The 23,595-nt window shown below is 44.6% G+C and carries 23 protein-coding genes; 13 read left to right on the top strand and 10 right to left on the bottom strand.

Annotated features, from left to right (window positions below; genetic code table 11):
* Positions 1 to 8 precede the first annotated feature (8 nt).
* Entirely contained in the window at positions 9 to 1,487 is a 1,479-nt protein-coding gene (locus BFW96_RS14830) for a peptide MFS transporter (RefSeq protein ID WP_014662760.1), read from the bottom strand.
* Positions 1,488 to 1,766: 279 nt separating this feature from the next.
* Here BFW96_RS14830 and BFW96_RS14835 point away from each other — a divergent pair, with 279 nt between their 5' ends.
* A complete protein-coding gene (locus tag BFW96_RS14835; protein ID WP_069839846.1) occupies positions 1,767 to 3,521 on the top strand; it encodes a right-handed parallel beta-helix repeat-containing protein in 1,755 nt (584 codons plus the stop codon).
* A 14-nt stretch (positions 3,522 to 3,535) separates the two neighbouring features.
* Here BFW96_RS14835 and BFW96_RS14840 read toward each other — a convergent pair whose 3' ends face one another.
* Positions 3,536 to 3,757, bottom strand: a complete 222-nt coding sequence (locus BFW96_RS14840; RefSeq protein WP_069839847.1) for a YczF family membrane protein — start codon at positions 3,755 to 3,757, stop codon at positions 3,536 to 3,538.
* A 124-nt stretch (positions 3,758 to 3,881) separates the two neighbouring features.
* Between BFW96_RS14840 and gerKA the strand changes: the two genes are divergently transcribed.
* Genes gerKA through gerKB form a run of 3 tightly spaced genes read left to right on the top strand, consistent with a single transcriptional unit; the run spans position 3,882 to position 7,875 of the window.
* The gene (gene gerKA / locus BFW96_RS14845) at positions 3,882 to 5,516 is read left to right on the top strand and encodes a spore germination protein GerKA (RefSeq protein ID WP_069839848.1); all 1,635 of its coding nucleotides are present in this window, start codon (positions 3,882 to 3,884) and stop codon (positions 5,514 to 5,516) included.
* Entirely contained in the window at positions 5,506 to 6,729 is a 1,224-nt protein-coding gene (gene gerKC, locus BFW96_RS14850; protein ID WP_069839849.1) for a spore germination protein GerKC, read from the top strand. Before gerKA ends, gerKC begins: the two co-directional genes overlap by 11 nt.
* 24 nt (positions 6,730 to 6,753) lie before the next feature.
* The gene (gene gerKB, locus BFW96_RS14855; RefSeq protein ID WP_069839850.1) at positions 6,754 to 7,875 is read left to right on the top strand and encodes an endospore germination permease GerKB; all 1,122 of its coding nucleotides are present in this window, start codon (positions 6,754 to 6,756) and stop codon (positions 7,873 to 7,875) included.
* Positions 7,876 to 7,979: 104 nt separating this feature from the next.
* Here the strand turns inward: gerKB and BFW96_RS14860 are convergent, their stop codons facing one another.
* Both BFW96_RS14860 and BFW96_RS14865 read right to left on the bottom strand, forming a co-directional pair.
* Positions 7,980 to 8,660 (bottom strand): ABC transporter ATP-binding protein, encoded by a 681-nt coding sequence (locus BFW96_RS14860; protein WP_069839851.1) that lies wholly within the window; start codon positions 8,658 to 8,660, stop codon positions 7,980 to 7,982.
* A 15-nt stretch (positions 8,661 to 8,675) separates the two neighbouring features.
* On the bottom strand, positions 8,676 to 10,151 hold the full coding sequence (locus tag BFW96_RS14865; RefSeq protein ID WP_069839852.1) for an ABC transporter permease: 1,476 nt from the start codon (positions 10,149 to 10,151) through the stop codon (positions 8,676 to 8,678).
* 212 nt (positions 10,152 to 10,363) lie between these two features.
* Here BFW96_RS14865 and yclJ point away from each other — a divergent pair, with 212 nt between their 5' ends.
* The 4 genes from yclJ (at position 10,364) to phrC (ending at position 13,872) form a co-directional block, all read left to right on the top strand.
* The gene (gene yclJ / locus BFW96_RS14870; RefSeq protein ID WP_041521471.1) at positions 10,364 to 11,047 is read left to right on the top strand and encodes a two-component system response regulator YclJ; all 684 of its coding nucleotides are present in this window, start codon (positions 10,364 to 10,366) and stop codon (positions 11,045 to 11,047) included.
* Positions 11,034 to 12,455 carry a two-component system sensor histidine kinase YclK gene (yclK, locus tag BFW96_RS14875; protein ID WP_083252891.1) on the top strand — a complete coding sequence of 474 codons (1,422 nt, stop codon included), beginning with the start codon at positions 11,034 to 11,036 and terminating at the stop codon, positions 12,453 to 12,455. Before yclJ ends, yclK begins: the two co-directional genes overlap by 14 nt.
* A 162-nt stretch (positions 12,456 to 12,617) precedes the next feature.
* On the top strand, positions 12,618 to 13,766 hold the full coding sequence (gene rapC / locus BFW96_RS14880) for a response regulator aspartate phosphatase RapC (protein WP_069839854.1): 1,149 nt from the start codon (positions 12,618 to 12,620) through the stop codon (positions 13,764 to 13,766).
* Positions 13,750 to 13,872, top strand: coding sequence for a phosphatase RapC inhibitor PhrC (gene phrC, locus BFW96_RS14885; RefSeq protein WP_014662771.1), 123 nt, complete (start codon positions 13,750 to 13,752; stop codon positions 13,870 to 13,872). Before rapC ends, phrC begins: the two co-directional genes overlap by 17 nt.
* 97 nt (positions 13,873 to 13,969) lie before the next feature.
* Here phrC and BFW96_RS14890 read toward each other — a convergent pair whose 3' ends face one another.
* Positions 13,970 to 14,080, bottom strand: coding sequence for a YjcZ family sporulation protein (locus BFW96_RS14890; protein ID WP_040084173.1), 111 nt, complete (start codon positions 14,078 to 14,080; stop codon positions 13,970 to 13,972).
* Positions 14,081 to 14,191: 111 nt separating this feature from the next.
* Positions 14,192 to 15,556: an aspartate kinase gene (locus BFW96_RS14895; protein WP_069839855.1), complete on the bottom strand. Its 1,365-nt coding sequence runs from the start codon at positions 15,554 to 15,556 to the stop codon at positions 14,192 to 14,194.
* A 384-nt stretch (positions 15,557 to 15,940) separates the two neighbouring features.
* Here BFW96_RS14895 and yclN point away from each other — a divergent pair, with 384 nt between their 5' ends.
* From yclN to yclQ, 4 genes are read left to right on the top strand one after another with little or no spacing between them, the layout of a single operon-like run.
* Positions 15,941 to 16,891: a petrobactin ABC transporter permease YclN gene (gene yclN / locus BFW96_RS14900; protein ID WP_014662773.1), complete on the top strand. Its 951-nt coding sequence runs from the start codon at positions 15,941 to 15,943 to the stop codon at positions 16,889 to 16,891.
* The gene (yclO, locus tag BFW96_RS14905) at positions 16,884 to 17,831 is read left to right on the top strand and encodes a petrobactin ABC transporter permease YclO (protein WP_069839856.1); all 948 of its coding nucleotides are present in this window, start codon (positions 16,884 to 16,886) and stop codon (positions 17,829 to 17,831) included. Before yclN ends, yclO begins: the two co-directional genes overlap by 8 nt.
* Positions 17,825 to 18,583 (top strand): petrobactin ABC transporter ATP-binding protein YclP, encoded by a 759-nt coding sequence (gene yclP, locus BFW96_RS14910; protein WP_040084168.1) that lies wholly within the window; start codon positions 17,825 to 17,827, stop codon positions 18,581 to 18,583. The genes yclO and yclP overlap by 7 nt, the downstream gene beginning before the upstream one ends.
* Before the next feature lie 21 nt (positions 18,584 to 18,604).
* Positions 18,605 to 19,558, top strand: coding sequence for a petrobactin ABC transporter substrate-binding protein YclQ (yclQ, locus tag BFW96_RS14915; protein WP_069839857.1), 954 nt, complete (start codon positions 18,605 to 18,607; stop codon positions 19,556 to 19,558).
* Between the two features lie 47 nt (positions 19,559 to 19,605).
* Here yclQ and BFW96_RS14920 read toward each other — a convergent pair whose 3' ends face one another.
* The 4 genes from BFW96_RS14920 to BFW96_RS14935 all read right to left on the bottom strand — a co-directional run bounded on the left by BFW96_RS14920 (position 19,606) and on the right by BFW96_RS14935 (position 23,139).
* Entirely contained in the window at positions 19,606 to 21,024 is a 1,419-nt protein-coding gene (locus tag BFW96_RS14920; RefSeq protein WP_069839858.1) for an MDR family MFS transporter, read from the bottom strand.
* 19 nt (positions 21,025 to 21,043) lie between these two features.
* Positions 21,044 to 21,922 (bottom strand): TetR/AcrR family transcriptional regulator, encoded by an 879-nt coding sequence (locus BFW96_RS14925; RefSeq protein WP_069839859.1) that lies wholly within the window; start codon positions 21,920 to 21,922, stop codon positions 21,044 to 21,046.
* A 163-nt stretch (positions 21,923 to 22,085) separates the two neighbouring features.
* Positions 22,086 to 22,835, bottom strand: a complete 750-nt coding sequence (gene nfsA / locus BFW96_RS14930) for an oxygen-insensitive NADPH nitroreductase (RefSeq protein WP_069839860.1) — start codon at positions 22,833 to 22,835, stop codon at positions 22,086 to 22,088.
* Between the two features lie 16 nt (positions 22,836 to 22,851).
* Complete coding sequence (locus BFW96_RS14935; RefSeq protein ID WP_014662780.1) at positions 22,852 to 23,139, bottom strand: putative quinol monooxygenase; 288 nt, start codon at positions 23,137 to 23,139, stop codon at positions 22,852 to 22,854.
* Positions 23,140 to 23,279: 140 nt separating this feature from the next.
* Here BFW96_RS14935 and BFW96_RS14940 point away from each other — a divergent pair, with 140 nt between their 5' ends.
* A complete protein-coding gene (locus BFW96_RS14940; protein WP_003234476.1) occupies positions 23,280 to 23,594 on the top strand; it encodes an ArsR/SmtB family transcription factor in 315 nt (104 codons plus the stop codon).
* The last annotated feature ends 1 nt before the right edge of the window (position 23,595 follow it).

A 23,595-nucleotide genomic window follows, 5' to 3' on the forward strand; every position in this document is an offset into this window, starting at 1 on the left:
GTTTCTGATTATAAGACCCCTTTCATCGCGCGTTTGATCACCGGCGAGAGCAGCAGGAGAATGCCGCCAAGAACGATAGAAATCAAACCGATGGTGCCGAAGTACGTTGTTTCAGGAATTTTATCAAACAATCCGGCTACTTGGGCATTGATCGCTTGGGCTGCTGCGTTCGTCAGAAACCACATACTCATTGTCTGTGCAGAGAAGGCAGCTGGCGCCAGTTTCGTTGTCACGGATAAACCGACTGGAGACAGGCACAGCTCTCCAAGCACAACAAGGAGGAAGCTGAGAACGAGCCAAAGCGGGCTAACGAGGGCTTCTTTTCCTTGCATAGCCGGGAATACCATAATGATAAATGACAATCCGGCAAGTATAATTCCGATTGAGAATTTAACTGGCGTAGACGGCTGGCGTTTGCCGAGCTTCATCCAGAGCCATGCGAATATTGGCGCAAATATGACGACAAACAATGGATTTAATGATTGGAACCAAGATGATTGAAGTTCGAATCCACCCAAAGAAAGTCTTATGCGTTCATCAGCGTATACCGCAAGAATGGTCGCTCCCTGTTCCTGAATGGCCCAGAACATGACAGCACCGATAAACAAAGGAACGTAAGCGGCAAGACGGGATTTTTCTGTTTTGTCCGCTTTTTTGCTAGTAAACATAATGATGAAATAAATAACAGGAATCAAAATACCGAGAATACTTACAAGGTCGATGAAACGCTTGATCGTCAGCACGCCTGTTTGTACGGAGATAATCACTGCGATCGCCACAATGATCACACCGATTCCGGTGCCAATCGCAGATTTTTTAGACAGCGGATTCGGCACATTGGAACCTGCAAGACCGAGGTTTTTCTTTCTTGTCAAAGCAAATACGATAAGTCCGAGAAGCATTCCGACCGCGGCAGCTCCGAAGCCGAGATGATAGTTGTACTTCTGTCCGAGTGTTCCGACAATTAACGGCGCAAGTAAACCACCGAGGTTAATCCCCATGTAGAAAATACTGAAACCTGAGTCGCGGCGCGGGTCTTCTTTCGTGTAAAGATCCCCAACCACGCTTGAAACGTTTGGTTTTAATAAGCCTGTTCCGACAATGATAAGCACCATGCTGATATAGAATGCTATCGAACTGCCCGGATAGGCGAGTGCAATGTGGCCGAACATAATGAATATGCCGCCGTAAAACACGGTGTTTGCGGTACCGAATACCCGATCAGCGAGCCATCCGCCAATAATAGTGGACATGTATACGAGTGAGCCGTAAATCGACATAATGGCAACCGCAGTGCCTTTGTCAAAACCAAGCCCGCCGTTTACCGTCTCTGTATACAAATAGTAAAGTAAGATTGCTCTCATTCCATAGTAAGAGAAACGCTCCCAAAATTCGGTGAAAAATAGTGTAAATAGTCCTCGCGGGTGACCAAAGAACCCTTTTTGCGGGACGCTTTTGATGATACTTTCGTTATCAATCGAAGCCATGTCAGCCAAACCCTTTCTAAAAAAAGTGTATTATAAAAATCATATTCTTATATAATACTTGTGTCAATATAATTTATACTCATTTCAAATAGTTCCATAATGGAAAAATTATAAATGCCTAAAAATAGTGATTTTCTCCTAATTTTTATACTCTTTATCGTGAGATTTTCTTACACAACTATTCCTTTATATTTTTTTAATAAAATTTTAGAGAAATGTACAAGCAGACCGGGCCTTTGTGAGTAACATGATAGTAATCATAGAGAAGGAGGCTCGCAATTGGCTGAATTCATATTAAATGCAGCAGATTTCGGTGTTCCTGGAGATGGTCAAACGGATTCGACAGAACTGATTAATCAGTGCCTTAGTACAGCTGTTTCTCAAGGCTATCATACTGTCTGGTTTCCAAAGGGAACATATTTAATAGATGGAACGCTTGGCGGAGATTTTAATCAGAAGTTTCGAAACGCGGGAATCATTGTTCCCGGCAACCTTGAGATTATGATGGACCCGGAGTGTATCATGAAAGTAATCCCGAATCGTTCTTGGGGTTATTCCGCATTTTATGTAGGCAAGCAAGAGAATATAACCATTTCCGGGGGACAAATTATCGGCGAACGCGATGAGCATATCTACGCCTCAGCGGGGATAAGGTCAACCCATGAATGGGGCTTTGGCATATGTATTGAAGGATGCTCGAATGTTGTCATTGATCAAGTGAAAATTTCTGATTTTACCGGCGATGGGATCATTGTCAGTCCGAGGGGATTAAAGACCAATCAAGATTATCGAACGTCAAAGCAAATTATCATCCGCCGCTGTGAGGTTCGGCGGTCGAGGAGAAATAACATTTCCATTACCGGATGTGACATGGTCACAGTGGAGGAATGCGTGATTGAAGACGCCGGAACGGGGAATGGGACAGCGCCGAAATACGGAATTGACATTGAAGGATATGGCGAAGGTGATGTTGATTATGAGGAACCGATTAATGTATCAATTCGCAATAACTACTTTATTGGAAACGTTTCAAGTTCTGTGACCAATTTTAACGGGTATGGCGTTTTAATAGAAGGAAATCTCTCAGATAATACAATCAGTTATGGATATGGGACGCAAACAGTGATCAAGGGAAATATTCTGAGAGGTTCTGGAGATGCGGCGGCTGCGACAAGAGTCGGGATAACCGGACTCGGTGTGTCACAAGGAAAAGAGACCAGTGATGCGGTGATCGCTGGCAATCTGATTACCGGATTTTCAACTGGAATTGATGTCAGGGGAAAGAGCGTTCTTGTGACCAACAACAAAATCAGCAACTTTGAAAACACAGGGATATTGGTTTATCAGTCTTCTGACGTAAAGGTAGACGGAAACCACATTCAAAACGGACTGTCTGAAACAAGGCGTAGCATCGGTCTTCGCGCAGTGCTGTCAGATGACATCGCGTTTCTGAATAACTGTCTCATTCAAGTCATTGACGGTGTGAACATCTCCGGAGGCGACGTGATCATTAAAGATAATCTCCTGAGAAAATTCAGCCGGGGCATTTGGATCGCTCAAGGGAATGCGGTGATTGAAGGCAATACACTGCATCCTGACACGTTTGAAGCGGTCCCGGAATCATATGCTGTTTCCGTCACAAATAATGCTGGCGCTATCATCAAAAACAATACATTTAAAGAGTTTAAAAATTACCCGATTTACTGCTCCACAAGTGCAAAAACCTCAATTATCGGCAACCACCTCGAGAAATCTCCGCTTTTGGTCACCGTCTATATCAGCACAGGTGTGCATGAGATTTTTGATAATACCATTTCAGTCAACAGAACAGCCGGGAATCCGATTGTGATTTATGTCAATGGATCAGCAGGCTCTATCATTTCTGGAAACACCATCAATAACCTCTCCGCAGGCACTGCGACAGCTATTCAAACAAACACCTCAACCAATTCCAAAATCATTGGCAACCGCATTTTTAAAGGGACCATCAACAAACACAGCAGTGATACACTAGACGGCAATATTATCGCCTGAAAAAAAGCGCCCCTCTAGGGGTTCTTTTTTTTCGATTTATAGATCACGTACATTTCCCTCACAAGGACTAACACAAAAAATAAAAGTACAACCCATTCCGCAAACGTTGTCATCTTAAAGCTGGACATATTGTTATAAATCGCTTTTGTTAAACTGAACCCTTGAAGCATGTCCATCAATACAGAAATAGTTAATAAACAAATTAATATGACTCCTGTCACGCCCAATATCTTCATTCTTCATCATCCTCCGCTTTTAGTGTCTATCGTTGGCGGAGAAGTTATACGGCATCTAAACCTATGCATAATCTTAATTCTAATAGGAAGAATATGAGAAAACGACAAGGAAAGGTATTTGTGTATGCCTTTATTTTCTAAGCGAAAGAACAATACCGGTTCAAAAGACAAGCGGAATACAGAAGAAAAGAATCAGGAACGGCAGCAAGAAAAAGAAAGGCCGGCTCTCATTTCTCCTAGTTTGGCAAAGAATATAGCAGAAACGAAAAAGGAAGTCGGAAGCAGCTCTGACGTTATCATTCGCGAGATTAAAATCGGGGAGCAGGATCGTGTCCATCTAGCTGTTATTTATATTGCTGGGCTGGTCGATAATAACACGATCCATGAGTCGTTAATCGATCCATTGGTACAGGATGAGTCTATCCAGAATACTCATGCGATCCAGCAAATTCTTGAAAAAACGCTCCCACTGGGCGGGGTGAAAGCGGAAAAGAGCTGGGATAAGCTTTTTTCCGAGTTAATGCTCGGCAATGCGCTCGTTTTTGCCGATGGCTATGCCGAAGCGCTGATTTGCAGCACTCAAGGGGGAGAGCAGCGCTCCATTCAAGAGCCGAGCACCCAGGTGTCATTCCGCGGCCCGCGCCAAGGGTTTACAGAATCTCTGCAAACCAATATTTCCATGATCCGGCGATACATTAAAAACCCGAATTTATGGGTTGAAAAAATGAAAAAAGGTTCTGTCACAAATACGGATATCGCCCTCATGTACATTGAAGGAATATGTGATGAAAAGGTGCTGAAGGAAGTGAAGCAGCGCCTGGAAAAAATAGATATTGACAGTATTTTGGAATCTGGATATATTGAGCAGCTGATTGAAGATGAAACCTTTACGACGTTTCCGACTATGTATCATACAGAACGCCCTGATGTTGTAGCGGGCAATCTGTTAGAAGGAAGATTCGCGATTATTGTGGACGGAACACCGTTTGTGCTTATTGCTCCGGCATTATTTGTCCAATTTTTTCAGTCTGTTGAAGATTATTATTCCCGTTTTGACATTGCGACAAGCATACGGATCCTGCGGGTTTTAGTCTTTTTCATTTCGCTTGTGGCTCCGGCTGTGTACGTGGCAGCCACAACGTTTCACCAAGAAATGATACCGACTCAGCTGTTAGTGGTCATTGCGGCTCAGCGGGAAATTGTTCCGTTTCCGGCTGTTGTGGAGGCGCTAACGATGGAGGTTGCTTTTGAGATTCTGAGGGAAGCGGGGGTCAGGCTGCCCCGGGTTGTTGGCTCGGCAGTATCAATCGTAGGCGCGCTCGTAATCGGCCAGGCTGCCGTACAAGCTGGTATCGTCTCTCCGGCAATGGTGATTATCGTGGCACTCACCGCGATTGCGAGCTTCGCAACGCCGGCATTTGCAATGGCGATTTCAGCCCGGCTTATCCGGTTTATGTTTATTATTGCCTCAGCTGTTATGGGTTTTTACGGGCTGATTTTAGGGATCATTATGATGTTTGTGCACTTATGCAGTCTTCGTTCATTTGGCGTTCCATATATGTCGCCGCTTGCACCCTTTTCTTCACAAGGCGTAAAGGACGCGCTTTTCCGGGTTCCGTGGTGGGCCGATGAAAAGAGGCCGGAATCGGTCAGTAAGAAAGATAAGGTGCGGCAGGGGCAAGATCAACGCCCAGAGCCGGCCGGTTCACGAGGAATGGTGAACAAAGATTTGGAAGAAGGGGATCAGAATGGTACGTAAATGTCTATTAGCCGTTCTCATGCTTTTGAGCGTCATTGTGCTGCCCGGCTGCTGGGATAAGCGGGAGCTGACGGATCTTGCGATTATCTCGGCAATTGGCATCGATCGGACAAACGACGGCAACTACGTGCTGCATCTTCAAATTATCAATCCAGGAAATGTTGCCGGCGGCCTTCAAGGAGGCGGTGCTGGAGACAGGCCGCCTGTATCTGTCTATTCGATTGAGGGTAACAATATGACGGAAGCACTCAGGAAAGCCTCCATGAAGGTATCACGCCGGCTTTATTTTGCCCATACCAATCTGGTCGTGATCAGTGAAAAGCTGGCAAAAGAAGAAGGTTTGGATTTTGTATTAGATAATCTTGACCGGGACACAGAATTCAGGACAACGGCAACATTCGTCGTTGCTCATAAAACAAAAGCTGAAAATATTGTGAAAATCTTAACGCCGATTGATAAAATTCCGTCAAATAAAGTCAATAAAACCCTGGATTTCACCGAGGCGCAATACGGGCGGGTGGTCAAAACCAACATTCAGGACGTTTTGAAAACACTTGCCGCCAACACAATGGCACCGGTAATCCCCGGATATATGATGATTGGTGACGATAAAAAAGGAGTCAGTATGGAAAACACGCAGGCGACTGACCCGAAAGCCATTCTTCAGGCAGATGGTTTGGCGATTTTTGATAAGGCAGGGTATTTAAAGTATTGGCTTGAAGATGATGAAAGCGTGGGGGCAGTCTGGCTTATGAATAAGATCCAGCATACGTTTATTAATGCTGACTGGGACAAGACGAAGGATGCGGTCAGCTTGCAGGTTACCCATCAGGATACAAAGCTGGTACCGGAGATGCGGAACGGACGTCCATACATCCATGTGAAAGTGTCGGTTGAAGGTATTATAGATGCTGTCAAATACCCTTTCCAATTGTCTGACCCCAAGGTGCTGGCCGCTATTGAAAAAGCGCTCAACAAAGAGCTGGAAAAGGAAATCAGCCATACTGTGAAAAAGATCAAAAAGAATCAAATAGATTTTATCGGTTTTGGTGACACGATATATAGAAAGTATCCGGAGCAGTGGGAGAAAATGAAGGACACATGGGACAAAGAGTATTTACCGGAACTGCCCATCGATGTGAAGGCCGAGACGTATATCAGAAGAACGGGATTGCGAAACAATCCGATCAAACACCAGTTTAAAGATGATTAGGTCTGAAGAAAGGGGAAGTGACAGATGGAAAAAGCCAGAATAAGCATAAGGCAGCTGTTTGTCATGATTATCATTTTTGAACTGGGCAGCTCCTTATTGATTACACCGGGATCAATGGCGGGCAGGGATGCTTGGATAGCAGTTCTATTAGGCTGTGCGGCCGGACTGTTTCTTTTCTATTTGTATCAAGGCATTTATCAATGCTATCCGGAATCTTCGCCGAAAGAATATATGGATGATATGCTCGGAACCAAGCTGAGCTGGCTGTTTTCATTTCTCTATATCTTGTACTTTGCCTATATTGCCGCAAGGGTGCTGCGTGACTTTGGAGAAATGCTGCTGACGTTTGCTTATCATGATACACCTATCATTATTGTAAATGCTTTATTAATGGTCGTAAGCATATATGCCGTAAGAAAAGGAATTGAAGTGCTCGCACGCGCGGCCGAACTTCTTTTCGGGGCCATGTATTTACTGGGCGCGATCGGCCTCGTGCTGATTATTGTCTCAGGCACTATAGACCCGCACAATTTAAAGCCGGTTTTGGCAAACGGCATTTCTCCTGTCCTTCACTCTGTTTTCACACAGACCATGTACGTTCCGTTTGGTGAAGTTGTTTTATTTGTGATGATTTTCCCTAACCTGAATGACAGAAAAAATGTGAAAAAAATGGGGATGATCGCCATGGCTATTAGCGGATTGGTTGTGGCGCTCACCGTGGCGATTAATATCAGCGTGCTTGATGTTGATCTTACACTCAGATCCCAGTTTCCGCTTTTAAGCACGATCCAGACAATCAAAGTCGAAGAATTTTTAGATCGGCTTGATGTCTTTTTTATGCTGGCGCTGATCATTGGCGGCTTCTTTAAAGTCAGTCTCTACTTATATGCCACTGTGGTGGGGACATCTACGCTCTTTAAGGAAAAGAATCCCTCCCAATTGGCTTATCCGATGGGATTGGGCATCTTGATCCTCTCTATTACGATTGCGACTAACTTTTCGGAGCACTTGAACGAAGGCCTGAAAGTGGTGCCGCTGTATATTCATTTGCCTTTTCAATTATTGTTTCCGCTCTTTCTGTTTATTCTGGCTGTTTGGAAAAAGAAGCGAAGAGAGAAGTCAAAAGGGGCAGGAACGAAAAAATGATAAAAAGAGCGGGGGGATGCAGCCGCCGCTCTTTTTATGTTCACTTCTATATAAAAGGGGGATATAGGTTGCGCCCCTGTCTGCACTGGCAGAGGCGCGTTTTGTTATACCACTGCGACGTTTTCCTTCACAGTAAAGCTTCCTCTTGAAAGTCTGATATTAATGTCGGATACTTTTGCAATTTGCTCATCGTGCGTCACCATAATGACGCATTTATCTTCCTTGTGCGCCAGATCTTGAAAGAGACGTACAATTTCTTTTGATGTGTCCTCATCAAGGTTTCCGGTCGGTTCATCGGCTACGATAAGATCCGTGTCACAGCAGAAAGCTCTTGTAATTGATACCCGCTGCTGCTGTCCGCCGCTCAGTGTGAGCACTTTTTGCCGGGCTTGTTTTTCGTTGATGCCGACCTTCTGCAGCATGTCAAGCGCATACGATTCTTTGTTCTTTTCTTTAGATCCTGTGATTTCCATAGCGGTTGTGACGTTCTGCAAAGCCGTCATATACGGAAGCAGGTTGTACGCCTGAAAAACAATTGATACATATTGATTTCTGAAATTGGTTAAGCCGATTTTAGAAACCGCTTTTCCGTTGTAAAGGATGTTTCCTTCTTTTGGTGCGTCAAGTCCGCCTGCCAGAGACAGGAAAGTAGTTTTCCCTGTCCCTGATGTGCCAACAATGGTGTAGAATTTTCCTTTTTGAAAGCTGATGTTAATATCCTGAAACAACGGCTGGCTCTTGTCTTTATACCAGTAGCCGACTTGTTGAAATTCTAATAAGCTCATAGGTTCCGCCTCTTTCTATTCCTGTTTTGTCAGTATCGTTTTCGGATGAAGCCGCAGTACTGAAATGGACGGCAGCAATGTTGCAATGATTGCGATAAGGATGCCGATCCCGCCAAGAACAAGCATGTCGTTCATAGAAACCGCGACGTTCAGTGAATCGATAACGTCCGCGTTTGATGAACTGTGGCCGAACATTCCGCCGCCCATTCCGCCACCGCCGCCAGGCATTTGTCCGTTTTGCCCGCTTGCAGTTTGCGTTGAATCGGTTGATGAACTGATCTGCTGGGATAAAAGCTGATTTCCAAGCTGATTTGCGACGAGATTTCCAGTCACCGATGCAAGGCCGATCGCGATAACGGCCACGATCAGAATCTCAGTCAAGAACTGTCCAATCAATTTCCACCGTTTTTCACCGATGGCCATTAACACGCCCATTTCGTATTTGCGCTCCCTGATCGACATCATGACAATCAGGCCAAGAATGACAGCCCCTGCCACTGATACAAGATACACCACGTTTTTAGAAAAAGAAGCTACATTTTCAATCGGGCCGACCATTTGCTGGTACAACTGATCGTTTGTATTCAGTGTGTACGTATCGAAGTCAATGGATGTTTTCTTCGCTGCTTTTACGAAAGCATCCATATTTTTCGCATCGTCCATATAGTAAACGGCTGAGTCAATCGTATTTTGATAGTCGTCGCCTTTCAGCGCCGCTGTTGCTGTGTAAGGTGTATAAAGCTTGTTATAAGGATTTAAGAAAGAGAAATTTTGGGCTTGGTCATCGCCTGAAGATGTTGTTTTATAAATACCGACGATCTTCAGTTTTACTGTTGTATCCTCATCTGTTGCTGATTCAATTGTGATCGAATCGCCAACGCTTAAATCATTTTCTTCCGCTAATGTTTCGTTGATCACTGTTACTTTTTTGCCGACATCTGATTTTGTAATCGCGCGTCCGTCAGTGATTTTTGAATCCCCGTCAGAGAAATCATCAACTAATGCTGTGCTGATGACACCTTCAATCGAAAGATCGGCTTGCACCATTTGCGGTCCGCCTTGTCCGCCGCCTTGGCTGTTTTTAGCATTTGAGTTTGAACTGCTTAAGCTGGAATCGCTTGAACTGGAGCTTGAGCTCTCAATCGCATCAAAGTTCCCCGCGTTGGCTGAAGCTGATGTGATGTAATTGTAGCTTTTCACATAATCGAGTGCTGCAAGCTTATTTGCATCAGACACTTTGATCGGTGTTGATTCGAAGCTGCGTTTTTCGCCGCTGTCCTGCTGTTTTTCCATTTGCTTTTGGCGGTCAACCTGTAGTGTCACGCTTCCGCCTAGCTCCTGTCTGGCCAGTTCGCTTGATTTTTGTGCTGCCGACTGGATGGTGAGCCCTGATAGAACAAAGACACATATGACTGTAAACACAAATAATTGCAATAACGTTTTTCCCTTTTTAGCCTTCATATTCCAAAAGGCCCGTTTGATAAAGTTCATTTATGTTCCTCCGTATAGGTATTGTTATTGATAAGGCCGCCTCTGGGGCGGGCTTGCTTGTTGATAAATTAATAGTAGTCCAAAGGTATGAAAAAAATATGAACAATCTATTTCTAGTTGATGAAATAAAAACTAACAATTGCGAAACGCAAAACCTTCTGTTTAAAATGGTGCTATTATATAAAAAAGCATCAAAACAACCGGAGGATATAATGAAAATATTAATGATAGAAGATAATGTTAGTGTCTGTACGATGACGGAGATGTTCTTTTTTAAGGAAGGTTTTGAAGCGGAATTCGTTCATGACGGATTAGAGGGATACCAGCGTTTTACGGAAGAAAATTGGGATCTGATCATTTTGGATATCATGCTTCCATCTATGGACGGCGTGACCATTTGCAGAAAAATAAGAGAGACAAGCACGGTGCCGATTATCATGCTTACTGCCAAAGACACTGAATCAGATCAGGTCATCGGTTTTGAGATGGGAGCGGATGATTATGTCACGAAGCCGTTCAGCCCGCTGACATTGGTTGCCCGCATCAAAGCCGTCATCAGAAGATACAAGGCGACAGGCAAAGCGGTTGTTGATGAAGATATGATCGAATCGGAATGCTTTACAATTAATAAGAAGACGAGAGAAGTCTTTTTGAACGGAGAGCCTGTAGAAAATCTCACGCCGAAGGAATTCGATCTGCTTTACTACCTTGTCCAAAATCCGCGGCAGGTGTTCTCCAGAGAACAGCTGCTTGAACAGGTATGGGGCTATCAATTTTATGGAGATGAGCGGACGGTTGACGTTCATATCAAACGGCTGCGGAAAAAGCTTGCCAGCGAAGACAAGCCTTTCCTATATACCGTGTGGGGAGTAGGGTATAAATTTGATGAAGATTAAATATTTATACCAGCTGCTGCTGAGCCATATCAGCATTTTGATTTTAGCGTTTGTCATTATCATTTCGCTATTTTCTCACTTTGTGAAAGATTTTGCCTATCAAAATAAAGTAGAGGAACTGACGTCATATGCGGTGCAGATCGCGAATGAATTCCAAGCAGGCCAGGTTGATATGCGCAGGCTCTATCCTTATCAGGACATTTTAAGCACAAGAAAGACTCAGTTTATCATCTTCAATGAAAAGCAGCAGCCTTATTTTCTTCCTGAAGGCTTTCATCATCAGCCAAGGGAACAGCTGAAGAAATCAGAATGGAACAAGCTGAAAAAAGGGCAGACTGTCATGATCAGGGCCGATGGCCGTTTTGATGATGAAGTGTCTCTTGTGGCGCAGCCTATATTTGTTCAGAATGAGTTTAAAGGCGCCGTTCTGCTGATTTCTCCAATCAGCGGCGTTGAACAGATGGTCAATCAGGTCAACCTCTATATGTTTTACGCTGTAATCAGCACGCTCGTCATTACGATTCTTGTGAGCTGGCTCCTATCCAAATTCCATGTCAAACGGATTCAAAAGCTGAGAGAAGCGACAGATAAAGTGGCTTCCGGCGATTATGACATCCACTTGGAAAACAGCTACAGGGATGAAATCGGCGTACTGGCGTCCGACTTTAATATTATGGCGAAAAAATTAAAGCAGTCGAGGGATGAAATCGATCGCCTTGAGAAGCGGAGAAGGCAGTTTATCGCTGATGTGTCACATGAATTAAAAACTCCGCTGACGACGATCAACGGTTTGGTTGAAGGGCTGAATAGCCATACGATTCCTGAGGATAAGAAGGATAAGTGCTTCTCGCTGATCAGTGAGGAAACGAAGCGCATGCTGCGGCTCGTAAAAGAGAATCTGGATTATGAAAAAATCAGGTCCCAGCAAATTACCTTGAACATGCTGGATGTTCCGCTGATCGAGGTGTTTGAAATCGTGAAAGAGCACTTGGAGCAGCAGGCGGAAGAAAAACAAAACAGGCTGATGATTCAGGTAGAGGATCACGTGATCGTTCATGCCGATTACGACCGGCTCATTCAAATACTCGTCAACATTACGAAAAACAGCGTCCAATTTACGCAAAACGGTGACATTTGGCTGCGCGGAATAGAAGGTTATAAAGAGACGATTATTGAAATTGAAGATACGGGGATCGGCATTTCAAAAGAGGATATTGAGCATATTTGGGAGCGGTTCTATAAAGCAGATATTTCAAGAACGAACACGGCATACGGTGAATACGGACTCGGTCTCTCGATCGTCAAGCAGCTCGTTGAAATGCATCGGGGCACAGTAGAGATCAAGAGTGAAGAAGGGAAAGGCACAAAATTTATCATCCGCCTTCCCTTAACGGCAAAGCAGCAATAGCATACAGGGCGGCAGCATCATCAGATGAGCCGCCTTTTTTGCACACCGCTTCGGTTTATTGCGTGCTCCCGAAAACAAAGATTGCGTGTTTTTCGGGTTAGGACAGTCTATAAACATGATAAAATATGACATAAACAGTTTTTGATGGGAGAGGGTGAAGGAATGAAGAGCGGGGTAATTCCTTCTTCAGCGGTCGGTCAAAAAATTAACGAGTGGTACAAATATATCCGGACATTCAGCGTGCCGGATGCCGAAGTGTTAAAAGCTGAAATCCAGCAGGAACTGAAACACATGCAGCATGATTCCAACTTGCTGCTTTATTATTCACTAATGGAATTCCGGCACCAGCTTATGCTGGATTATCTTGAGCCGTTAGAAAAATTAAATATCGAAGACCAGCCAAGCCTGTCTGAATTATCACGAAACATTGACAGCAATCAGGCAGATCTTAAAGGGCTGCTCGACTATTACGTGAATTTTTTCCGCGGGATGTATGAGTTTGATAAGCGGGAATTTATTTCTGCCATCACATACTATAAACAGGCGGAGAAAAAGCTTTCCTTTGTCGCAGACCATATTGAACGGGCTGAATTCTACTTTAAAATCGCGGAAGCTTATTATTATATGAAGCAAACGTATTTTTCATTGATTAATATCAAAAACGCCTATGAAATTTACGTGGAGCAGGAAACCTATAATGTGAGAATCATTCAATGCCATTTCGTGTTCGGGGTTAACCTGATGGATGAAAGAAATTTCGAACAAGCCGCGCGCCATTTTAAATTGGCGCTCAATATGGCCCAAGCGGAACAAAAAGCCCAGCTGGTCGGAAGAGCATACTACAATCTCGGATTATGCTATTACAATCAAGACCTTCTTGACCCTGCCATTGAGTACTTTGAAAAAGCGGTCTCCACGTTTGAAAGCAGCAGGATCATCAATTCTTTGCCGCAAGCCTATTTTTTAATCACCCTGATTTATTATAAACAGGGAAAACATGATAAAGCTTCGGAATATCACAAGCGGGGCTATGAATATGCTAAAGAAACAGACGATGCAGACTATGCCGTGAAATTCGAGTTTTTGCAATCCCTATATCAGGATCAGCCCAGTGAAGAAGGAATCGAACGATGTTTTCAATACCTAAAAAATAAAAATATGTACGCTGATATAGAGGATTTAGCCCTAGAAGTAGCAAAATATTACTATGAACAGAAGTGGTTTAAACTGTCTGCTTCCTACTTTCTACAAGTTGAAGAGGCAAGAAAACAAATACAAAGGAGTGAAGGTTTGTATGAAATTGAAATCTAAGTTGTTTGTTATTTGTTTAGCCGCAGCCGCGATTTTTACAGCGGCTGGCGTTTCTGCTCATGCGGAAGCACTCGACTTTCATGTGACGGAAAGAGGAATGACGTAAGAACCAGCCCCTTCTCTTTGGTGAGAAGGGGTTTTTCTTTTCAAAAAAACACCGCAAGACATAGTCTTGCGGCGCCCCCGCAGAGACGGTCAGCAGCTTAGTAGCCGCCAACAAACGCAGTCCCTACGATAATTAAAAGAATGAACAATACAACGATTAAAGCGAAAGAACTGATGCCGTAACCGCCGCCAGTAGAGTATCCTGACATAAGGTTTCACCTCCCTATGAAGGATACTATAAGATATGCTGAGCCGATCTGTTTGGCAGGGATAATAGTGGACAAGAGAAAAAAATGAACAATTCGGCTATTTATGTACGATTAAGAGATCAGCACGCCCGCGAAAAATTCCTGGTATAACGCTTGAACGGCTTTTCTTTCTTCGGCTTCTTTTACGCCAAACATCATGCTCACTTCAGATGATCCCTGATTGATCATTTCGATATTCACCTTAGCCTCTGATAATGCTTTGGCGGCTCTTGCTGTTGTACCGACATTGTGGCGCATCGCTTCTCCTACAACCATAATCAGTGCGAGATGATGCTCGACAATGACTTCGTCGGCATGCAAATCCTTTTCGATCCGTTTGATCACGCTGCGTTCAGTGGCGGCATCCATTTGACCCTCCCGCAAGATGATGGTCATGTCATCAATTCCCGATGGAACATGCTCATACGTCAATCCGTGCTCCTCCAGGATTTGAAGGGCTTTGCGGCCAAATCCGATTTCTCTGTTCATTAAATACTTGCTGATATAAATGCTGCAAAAACCGGTATCGCTGGCAATGCCGACGACAGGCCCGTTCGTGTTATCCCGCTTGCTGACGACACGGGTGCCTTCGGCTGAGGGGTTGTTCGTATTTTTGATCTGAACAGGAATCCCCGCTCTGAATGCCGGAATGAGCGCTTCATCATGAAACACTGAAAAACCGGCGTAAGACAGCTCCCGCATCTCTCTATATGTCAGCTCACTGATTTCCTTTGGATTTTCAACGAAGGACGGATTGACAGAATACACAGCGTCCACGTCTGTAAAGTTTTCGTACAAATCAGCTTGAAGTCCGTTGGCAAGAATCGAGCCGGTAATATCAGAACCGCTCCGTGAGAATGTGATCACATCGCCATCCTTGCTGAATCCGAAAAAACCGGGAAAAATAATGAGTCCGTCACGTTCCCGAAGACGATAGAGATTTTGATAGGATTCAGGAAGAACTTGCGCGTTGCCGGGTTCATTTGTCACAAAAAGGCCGGCATCCTTCGGGTTGACATATTCCGCTTTGACGCCTTTATAACGGAAATAAGCGGCGATCAGCTTGGCGTTGTTATCCTCCCCGCTGGCCTTAACTGCGTCAAGATATTGCTCGGGATTGCTTTTGTCTCCTTCTAAAAGCGTAAACAAATCATCTCTGATTTTATCGATAATGCTTTGCCCCAGCTGAAGCTCATTGGCGATGAGAGCGTACCGTTCCACAACCGCTTCCGCCAGTTCAGGTGCACTGCCTGATGCCAAATATTGTTCCGCACATGCGATTAACAGATCAGTCACTTTCGTATCCTCGGCATAGCGTTTTCCCGGAGCTGAAACGACTACAGCTTTCCGTGCCGGGTCTGAGGTAACGATGTGAAACACCTTGTCAAGCTGGGCGCCTGAAGCAAGTGAGCTGCCTCCGAATTTAACGACCTTCATGTTTACATCTCCTAATGTTTAAAATTTTCACACAAATTTAGTATTTATTATCTCTCTTTCAGTCCTGTAAATCAAGGGATAATTTCTCTCCGGAATGAACATTTGTATTTTCCACGAGGAATGATGTCAGGTTTGCTGACCGTAAACAGGCGTTCAAAAGATAAATATGGTAAACAGCCTAACGTTTTGGGATGGAAAATGGTTAGAATGATTAGTAAAATTGATAAATGACCAGGTTAATATTTTTAAAGAATATTGACTAACACTAGAAAAATGGTAATATGTAAATGATAATGATAATCAATTACTATATGGCCATATTGTTTTGAGTCCTTGCGGAGTAGGAGATACGTTCTTTTTGCTGTAAGGATGTAAGGAGGCAGCATGAAGCTACGTTACTTATTTATTCTACTTATCATATTAGCCGTCACATCTGTATTTATCGGCGTAGAAGATCTGTCGCCGCTTGATCTCTTCGATTTAAGCAAACAAGAGGCGTCAACGCTGTTTGCAAGCCGTTTGCCGCGATTGATCAGCATTGTCATCGCGGGCTTAAGCATGAGCATCTGCGGCTTGATTATGCAGCAGATCAGCAGAAACAAATTCGTGTCACCGACGACGGCGGGCACGATGGATTGGGCTCGGCTCGGCATTTTAATTTCCTTGCTGCTGTTTACATCCGCCAGTCCTTTAATCAAAATGCTGGTCGCGTTTGTCTTTGCCCTAGCAGGCAACTTTCTGTTTATGAAAATCCTTGAAAGAATCAAGTTTAACGACACCATCTTTATTCCGCTTGTCGGTTTAATGCTCGGGAATATCGTCAGTTCAATCGCGACTTTTATCGCGTATAAATATGACTTGATCCAGAACGTGTCATCATGGCTTCAGGGAGACTTCTCCTTAGTCGTGAAAGGGAGATACGAGCTTCTTTATCTGAGTATTCCGCTCGTCATCATTGCCTATGTGTATGCGGATAAATTCACATTGGCCGGTATGGGAGAAAGCTTTTCTGTCAATCTCGGCCTAAAGTACAAGCGGGTAGTGAACATCGGGCTCATTATCGTGTCCCTGATCACGTCTCTTGTCATTTTGACTGTCGGTATGCTCCCGTTTCTCGGTTTAATCATCCCGAATATTGTATCGATTTACAGAGGAGACAATCTGAAGAGCAGCCTGCCGCATACTGCGCTATTGGGAGCGGTTTTTGTGCTGTTTTGCGATATATTGGGCAGAGTTATTATCTTCCCTTACGAAATCTCGATTGGCCTGATGGTCGGAATCATCGGCAGCGGCATTTTCCTGTTTATGCTGTTAAGGAGAAAAGCCTATGCGTAACCAGATGAAAATAGCTTTGCTCGTTGGTTTAGCCATTGTATGTATTGGCTTGTTTCTGTTTTATGACTTAGGCAATTGGGATTACACCCTGCCGAGACGAATCAAAAAGGTCGCCGCCATTGTGCTGACGGGGGGAGCGATTGCGTTTTCGACCATGATCTTTCAAACGATTACGAACAACCGCATCCTGACGCCGGGCATCTTGGGCCTTGATTCTCTCTACATGCTGATTCAGACCGGCATTATCTTTCTGTTCGGCTCTGCGAATATGGTCATTATGAATAAAAACATTAACTTTATCATCTCTGTTCTTCTGATGATACTGTTTTCTCTTGTTTTATATCAGATCATGTTCAAGGGTGAGGGGAGAAATATCTTTTTCCTTCTGCTTATCGGTATCGTGTTTGGCACGCTGTTCAGCAGCCTGTCTTCCTTTATGCAGATGCTGATTGATCCGAATGAGTTCCAAGTGGTGCAGGACAAGATGTTTGCCAGCTTTAACAACATTAATACAGATTTGTTATGGCTCGCGTTCATCATCTTCCTGCTGACTGGCGCGTATGTCTGGCGTTTTACAAAGTTTTTCGATGTGCTGTCGCTCGGACGCGAGCACGCCGTGAATTTGGGCATTAACTACGACAAAGTGGTGAAGCAGATGCTGATCGTGGTTGCGATTTTGGTTTCTGTGTCAACAGCGCTAGTCGGGCCGATTATGTTTTTAGGCCTTCTTGTCGTCAACCTGGCGAGAGAATTCCTGAAAACCTATAAGCATTCATACTTAATCGCAGGCTCTGTTTTCATCAGCATCATTGCGCTGGTCGGAGGGCAGTTTGTGGTTGAGAAAGTGTTTACCTTCTCAACGACGCTGAGCGTCATTATTAATTTTGCCGGCGGGATTTATTTTATCTACTTGCTGTTAAAGGAGAATAAATCATGGTAGAGGTCAAAAATGTAAGCAAACAATATGGCGGGAAAGTTGTCCTTGAAGAGACGTCAGTCACGATTCAAAAGGGCAAAATCACCTCGTTTATCGGTCCTAACGGCGCCGGCAAAAGTACGCTGCTGTCTATCATGAGCCGCCTGATCAAAAAGGATTCCGGCGAGATTTACATAGACGGACAAGAGATTGGATCATGCGACAGCAAAGAGCTTGCCAAGAAAATGAGCATTTTGAAGCAGGCGAACCAAATCAATATCAGGCTCACGATCAAAGACCTCGTCAGTTTTGGCAGGTTTCCGTACTCACAGGGCCGGCTGACAGAAGAAGACTGGGTTCATATCAACCAGGCGCTCAGCTATATGAAGCTGGAAGACATTCAGGACAAATACCTGGACCAACTGAGCGGCGGACAGTGCCAAAGGGCATTTATCGCCATGGTCATTGCCCAGGACACCGATTATATCTTTCTGGATGAGCCGCTGAACAATCTGGATATGAAACATTCAGTTGAAATTATGAAACTGCTGAAACGGCTGGTAAAGGAGCTTGGAAAAACGATCGTCATCGTTATTCACGATATCAATTTTGCTTCTGTCTATTCGGACTATATCGTAGCTTTGAAAAACGGCCGCATCGTAAAAGAGGGGCCGCCTGAAAAAATAATAGAAACCTCTGTGCTTGAGGAAATCTACGATATGACCATCCCGATTCAGACGATTGATCATCAAAGAATAGGTGTCTATTTTTCTTAATATATAGAAGAGGTGAAGAGCATGAAAAAGTTCGCATTACTATTCATCGCTTTGGTGACGGCAGTTGTCATTTCTGCATGCGGAAACCAAAGCACAAGCAGCAAAGGTTCTGATTCAAAGAAAGAACAAATCACGGTGAAACACCAGCTGGACAAAAACGGCACAAAAGTACCGAAGAACCCTAAAAAAGTTGTCGTATTTGACTTTGGAAGCTTAGATACATTAGATAAACTAGGACTTGATGATAAAGTAGCGGGCCTGCCGAAACAAGCCCTTCCTAAATATCTGTCCAAATTCAAAGATGACAAATATGCTGATGTCGGAAGCCTAAAAGAGCCAGACTTCGAGAAAGTGGCAGATTTAGACCCTGACTTGATCATTATCTCAGGAAGACAATCTGAGTCTTACAAAGAATTCTCTAAAATCGCTCCGACAATTTACCTTGGCGTAGACACAGCGAAGTATATGGAATCATTTAAATCAGACGCGGAAACAATCGGTAAGATTTTCGATAAAGAAGACGAAGTGAAAGATGAACTCGCAAAAATCGATGATTCAATCGCAGATGTAAAGAAAACGGCTGAAAAGCTTAACAAAAACGGTCTAGTGATTATGGCGAACGACGGGAAGATCAGCGCATTCGGCCCTAAATCAAGATACGGCCTGATCCATGACGTGTTCGGCGTGACACCGGCTGATAAAAACATCAAAGCGTCTACTCACGGACAAAGCGTTTCATACGAGTACATTTCAAAAACAAACCCTGATTACCTGTTTGTCATTGACCGCGGTACAGCGATCGGTGAAACATCATCTACAAAACAAGTCGTTGAAAACGATTATGTGAAAAACGTAAACGCAGTGAAAAATGATCATGTCGTCTACCTTGATTCTGCTACTTGGTACTTATCAGGAGGCGGTCTTGAGTCTATGGCGCAAATGATTAAAGAAGTGAAAGACGGTTTAGAAAAGTAAAACCAAAAAGAGCCTCCGCTAAATCAGCGGGGCTCTTTTTTTGTTGATCAGCGTGCCGGCTGCTGTTCGGCAGGGCGCTGAGGTTTCTTTAGTGTGAATGAGAGAAGGAAGCCGACAAGTGCTATGACGGCAGCCACAATAAAAGCGGCGTTCATGCCGTGCAGGGCGGCGTGCTTTACATTTGTCGTGCCTGCATGTGCCGCCTGGTTGCTCATCACGGAAACCAATAGCGCGGTTCCGATCGAGCCGCCGACTTGGCGAATCGTGTTGTTCATCGCCGTTCCGTGCGGAATCAGGTGGCGCGGCAGCGCATTGATGCCGGCTGTTGTCACCGGCATCATGATCATGGCGGTGCCTAAGAGACGAACGGTGTATAAAACGACAATCCAAGCGAGTGACGTATGATCAGTCAGCTGCATAAACGGCAGTGATGTCAGGAAGATGATGCAGAAACCGGCAATCGCCAGCCCTCTTCCGCCGACACGGTCAAAAACTCTGCCGATAATCGGCGACATGAAGCCCATCACAACGGCTCCCGGCAGAAGCATAAGCCCTGTATCAAAAGCTGTGACGTTTCTGACGTTTTGTGTATAAAGCGGCAGGATGGTTTCCGTACCGATCAATAATGCAAAGACAAGGGTTCCCAGCAGTGTTGTTAAGCTGAAAACGCCAAACGTGAAGACGCGGAATTCCAGCATTGGTTTTTCAAGCTTCATTTGTCTTGTGATAAACAAGAGCAGCGCGATGACACCCACCAGCAGTGAAATCAAGACGGTTGAACTGGACCAGCCGTAAGAGCCGACGCTTGAGAAGCCGTACAGAAGGCCGCCGAACCCAAATGTTGAAAGGATGACTGATAAAATATCAATCTGTGTTTTTCTTAAAGTCGTCACGTTTTTCATCAGGATGCTGGCAAGAATCAAATCAATCACAGCAAACGGAAGAATAATATAAAACAATGATCTCCAAGAGAAAGCTTCGACAGCCCATCCCGAAAGAGTCGGTCCGATCGCAGGAGCGAATGAGATGACCAATCCAACCATACCCATAGCCTGGCCGCGCTTTTCAATCGGAAAGATTGTCAGGAATACAGTCTGCATGAGCGGCATCATAATGCCGGCTCCGGCCGCTTGAATGATACGAGCCGTCAGCAGAACCGGGAAGTTCGGCGCGAATGCCCCGACAATCGTTCCGGCGGTGAAAATGCTCATTGCTGTGATGAGCAGCGCCCGGCTTGTGAATTTCTCAATTAAAAACGCGGTAATCGGAATTAAGATCCCGTTGGTTAACATAAATGACGTGGTCAGCCACTGTGCTTGGTTGGCATCAACATTGAAATCCCTCATGATATGGGGGAGGGCGGTAATCAACAATGTCTGATTCAAAATCGCCACAAATGCTCCGGCTAACAAAATGCCGACAATGACAGAACGGTTAAAAGGTTTCGGTTCAATACTTGTGTCCAATACATATCCCTTCTTTTCTCTAAGTGATTAACAGTGTTTTTAACATGGAAACGGGCTGTGTTAAAACACCGATTTGTTCCAGGTAGCCAATCAGTGATTTGAGTAAAAAAGCGCGGGGTTCTTCCTTCTTCGCTTCTTCCTCCAGCATGGCGGCTGCGGATGTCAGTTCATCTACGTCATAGTCCGCGGCAGGCAGGGAAGAGATGCCTTTATGTAATTCCTTCAGGCTTTCCGATAATAGGACTGACTTATCCTTTGGCTTGTAGGAGGATGCCGAATGAATATAAAGCTCGATGGCTTCGGGCGGAAGAAGAGACTGATGGGTTTCCCTGTTTTTGACAATCTGATTGAGGGTGCTGATGATAAACGCTGCGATCGGGTCAAGCTCAAGCGGTTTGTCCTCGATTTTGATCAGCATTAAAAACTCGCGCATCATGCCGTGAAGAATGATGACCAAATCCCACACAAACGGGAGAATGGTTTCTCCATACGCCTGGATCAGCGAATCACGGTGCCAGCAGATAATCGTCGATCTGGTCTGATGGATATGCTGTTTGACCCGGTCATTATGCAGCTTGGGATTTCCGTAGGTCAGCATATTGAAAAACTGCTGATTCCGCCTGAAGCCCTCCAGTTCCATTTTGACCTTTTGCGTCAAACGCTCCTCCGGTGTAAGTGCGGTATTTTCCTGAAGTCTTGAGGCCGCGGCCACCATTTGCTTCTGGTTAAATGACAGCAGCTCCAAAAGCAGGTCTTCTTTAGATTGAAACAGCTTATATATCGAAGCTTTTGACATCTTACATTCTTCTGCGATCGCCTGCATGGAAACCGACGTAAAATCCTTTTCCGAAAAAAGCTTTCGCGCGGCTAACAAGATATCTGTTTTTTTATCAAGCATCTCATGGCTTCCTTCTTTCTTGAGCATTAGAAAACCCATTGGTTCACAGAAAACCAATGAGTAACAATGAAAAAATTTTACCAAATAAACAAATTAGAAGTCAATGGATTTTAACCGGGTAAATGAAAGGCCTGCCGGAAAATCCGACAGGCCGGGTGAAGGCTTATTTTTCAACCTTAAATCCTTGTTTTTCAAGCATTTCACGGATATGCGGATAGTACAGGCGCTCATAGTAGGAAGCGATGCTCTGTGACCAGTTTCTTGTTTCTTTTCCGTTTGTCCGTTTATTCATGTATTCAGACATCTGTTCGTCGTATGCCTGAATGTGAGACGTCAGCTCATCCTGGTTCAAATAAGTTTCCTGATGATTGACTGCTGCCTGTGGAAGGCGCGGTTTTTTCGCGGAACGGTCAGCAGGATACCCAATGACAAGTCCTGACAAAGGGAACACGTATTTCGGAAGCTCAAGCAGTTCGATCAGCTCTTGAGGGTTTCCGCGGACCGCGCCGATCGGAACTGTGCCAAGTCCGAGTGACTCAGCGGCTGCTGTCGCTGTGCCGAGGGCAATACCAGCGTCTACTGCGCCGACAAGAACAGATTCCAATCCATTTGTGATTTCCATTTTGAAATCATGCAGATCTTCAAGCGCGATTTTGGCCCGGTTGAAATCTGCGCAGAACAGCAGGAAAACAGGGGCTTGATCGATCCATGGCTGACCGCCTGCCAGCTCAGAGATTTTCTTTTTGCGCTCTTTATCCTGCACTGTGATCACAGTCACTTGCTGCCCGTTGATAGAAGAAGGGGCTGCTTGCACCGCTTCAATGATTTGGTCCAATTGCTCTTGAGCTACAGGTTCATCTGTGTAGCTGCGAATTGAGCGGTGGTCTGTTAATGATTTAATCACTTCATTCATATGAGACACCCTTTCTTTACTCGCTAAGCTCTGTGCGGACAACATCAAGAGGAGCGCTCAGCAGTTCTTTTGCTTTTGCGACAAACCCTTGGAAGTGTGCAGTTTCATTGTGGGATTTCATCGCTGCTTCACCTTTCCATTGTTCAAGCATGACAAATGTATTTTCTTCGCCTACTTTTTCAAATAGGTCGTACTGCGCGTTGCCTTCCTCAGCTCTTGAATGCTGAACAAGCGATTGCGCCTCGCTCAAAAATTCCTCGCGTTTTTCTGGTTTTACTTTCATGTAAGCTTGTAATACGATCATTCTAATCTCCTCCATCGTTATGCTGAATTTATTGTTCGAATTTAATCGAACTAACTGTACCATGTAATCTACATGAGGTAAAGGAAAAACCCTTAATTAGTAAAATTGTCATTCTAATTGTTGTGTGATACATTTGTGTCATGAACATTCCAAACCATCCAGAAACAGAAACATTGCAGCTGACAAAGGTTCTTCATGCACTTAGCGATCCGCTTCGTTTAGAGCTGGTCAAGCAATTAGCTGAAGCGAAAGAAAAAACGTGCAGCACCTGTGCGGATGTGCAGGTTGCTAAATCGACTTTGTCGCATCACTTTAAAGTTTTGAGAGAATCAGGCATCGCGCAAGTTCGGATAGAAGGAAAGCGCCGGTATTACTCGCTTCGCGCTGAAGACCTTGAAAAGGCATTTCCGGGCCTGCTTGAAGCCGTGCTGAATGTAGACCAGGACCGCTGGTGAA

This window comes from Bacillus sp. F56 (genome assembly GCF_001748205.1).
Taxonomy (GTDB): domain Bacteria; phylum Bacillota; class Bacilli; order Bacillales; family Bacillaceae; genus Bacillus; species Bacillus stercoris.